Consider the following 1520-nt stretch of genomic DNA (forward strand, 5'->3'; position numbering starts at 1 on the left):
AGCGTCTGCGCCGGCGAGGTGTCGCCGAAAAGCGTCTCTTCCTCGTCGAAGGACGGCAGCACGATGTCGGCGGTGCGCGCGCCCATCATCAGGCCTGCCTTCATCGCCTCGACGCTCTCCCAGAGCGCCGGGCGCAGGTTGGTGTCGAACGAGACGATGGCGCCCTTGCTGCGGGCCCGTGCCAGCGCGCCGCAGAAGAACTCGCGGCTTTTCGGCGGCAGGATCGCCAGCGTGATCGCCGAGAAGTGGATCATGTCGCGGCCCTTGAGCGCGCTGTCGAGCCACTTCAGGTCCTCGGCCATGCGCTTGGCAGCCGACTGGCCGCGCCAGTACGAGAAGCTGCGCTCTCCCGCGGCGTTCAGCGAGATCATGTAGAGCCCCACCGTCGCGTCATCGAGCCGCCGCACCGGCGCGGTGTCGACGCCTTCGCCTTCCATGAACGCCAGCATCTCGTCGCTGATCGCGTCCTTGCCGACGCAGGTGGCGTAGCCCACCGACCAGTCCGCCGGCAGCAGGCGCCGCGCGTACCACGCGGTGTTGAACGTGTCGCCCGCGAAGCCGCGCCGGAACAGCCCTTCGCCAGCCCCGGAGAGTTCCACCATGCATTCGCCAAGGGCCAGAAACTGCGCCATTGCCTTCTCCAAACTGATCAGTCGTTCGCCGGCAACAGCTTGCCGGGGTTGAGGATAGCCTGCGGATCGAACGCTGTCTTCACCCGCCGCATCCAGTCGAGTGCTGCGCCATGTTCCGCCGCCATGTATTTCTGCTTGCCAAGGCCGATGCCGTGTTCGCCGCTCACGGTGCCGCCAAGCCGCAGCGCCGTTTCCGCCAGCACGCCGGAAAACGCAAGCACCGCCTCGACCTCGGCCGGGGCGGCGGGATCGAAGCGCATGCCGCAGTGAAAGTTGCCATCACCCACGTGGCCCACGATGGTGGCGAGGATGCCGCGCGCCCGGGCCTCGGCCTGCGCGACCGAAACCGCCTCGGCCAGCCGCGAGATCGGCACGCAGACGTCGGTCGAATAGGTCTTGCGCCCGGGACGCGGGTCGAGCGCGCCGATGGCGGGCAGGGCACCGTGGCGCAGCGACCAGAGCGCGCTGCGCTCCTCGGTGGTCTCGGCATCCTTCCAGCCTCCGGCGCCCGCGTCCTCGGCGATCTCGCGGAACATCGCCACCTGTTCGCGCACCGCGCCGGGGCCGCCGTGGAACTCGAGGAAGAGGTGCGGCTTCTCGGGCAGGCCGATGCCGCTGTGCAGGTTGAAGCCGCGCACCATCATCTCGTCCACCAGCTCGATCCGCGCCATGGGGATGCCGCTCTGGATGGTGAGGATCACGCAGTCGACCGCTGCCGCCACGCTGTCGAAATGGCAGGTCGCCGCGGCCACCGCCTCGGGCAGGCCGTGCAGCTTGAGTGTGAGCTCGGTGATCAGCCCCAGCGTGCCCTCGGAGCCCACCAGCAGGTGGGTAAGGTCGTAGCCCGCCGAGGACTTGCGCGCGGCCGTGCCGGTGCGGATGAGGCTG

General features: G+C 69.1%; 2 protein-coding genes. Both read right to left on the bottom strand.

What is annotated here, in order from left to right; translation table 11 throughout:
* Positions 1 to 632: sugar kinase (locus HC022_RS26315; protein WP_167454351.1), on the bottom strand; the 632-nt coding region annotated here is incomplete at its 3' end.
* Between the two features lie 17 nt (positions 633 to 649).
* Positions 650 to 1520: FAD-binding oxidoreductase (locus tag HC022_RS26320; protein WP_303049109.1), on the bottom strand; the 871-nt coding region annotated here is incomplete at its 5' end.

Source organism: Salipiger sp. HF18 (assembly GCF_011806505.1).
GTDB lineage: Bacteria > Pseudomonadota > Alphaproteobacteria > Rhodobacterales > Rhodobacteraceae > Salipiger > Salipiger thiooxidans.